Here is an 862-nt window from a genome sequence, read left to right on the forward strand (position 1 = left end):
CTCCTTGCCGGTGGTCAGCCAGGAGCCCTGGATGTGGGCGACGTTGTCCATGAACAGCCGGGCGATCGCGATCATCCGCAGGTACTCGAAGATCGTCGCCTGTGTGCGGCCCTTCAGATGGTTGTTCTCGGGCTGGTAGGTGTACGGGATGAAGGCCCGGAAACCCCCGGTGCGATCCTGCACGTCACGGATCATCCGCAGGTGCTCGATGCGCTCGGCGTTGGTCTCACCCGTGCCCATCAGCATCGTCGACGTCGACTCCACACCCAGCCGGTGCGCGGTCTCCATGATCTCCAGCCAGCGCTCACCGCTCTCCTTCAGCGGGGCGATCGCCTTGCGCGGCCGCTCCGGCAGCAACTCCGCCCCGGCGCCCGCGAAGGAGTCCAGCCCCGCCTCGTGGATGCGGGTGATGGCCTCCTCGACGCTCACCTTCGAGATCCGGGCCATGTGCTCGACCTCGGACGCGCCCAGGCTGTGGATGACGAGCTGCGGGAACTCCTTCTTGATGGCGGAGAAGTGCTTCTCGTAGTACTCGACGCCGTAGTCGGGGTGGTGTCCGCCCTGGAACATGATCTGGGTGCCGCCGAGTTCGACGGTCTCCGCGCAGCGGCGCAGGATGTCGTCGAGGTCGCGGGTCCAGCCCTTGGCGGTGTCCTTGGGCGCGGCGTAGAAGGCGCAGAACTTGCACGCCGTGACGCACACGTTGGTGTAGTTGATGTTGCGCTCGATGATGTACGTGGCGATGTGCTCGGTGCCGGCGTACCTGCGGCGCCGTACGGCGTCGGCGGCGGCGCCCAGCGCGTGCAGCGGGGCGTCGCGGTAGAGGACGAGCGCTTCCTCCGGGGTGATCCGCCCACCGCCG

The 862-nt window shown here is 67.5% G+C and carries 1 protein-coding gene; it reads right to left on the reverse strand.

Annotated elements, in window-relative coordinates:
* On the reverse strand, positions 1-862 hold an 862-nt coding region (locus EF387_RS46480; RefSeq protein WP_128382589.1), incomplete at both ends, for a CofH family radical SAM protein.

It is taken from the genome of Streptomyces cavernae, from assembly GCF_004023625.1.
Classification (GTDB): Bacteria; Actinomycetota; Actinomycetes; order Streptomycetales; family Streptomycetaceae; genus Streptomyces; species Streptomyces cavernae.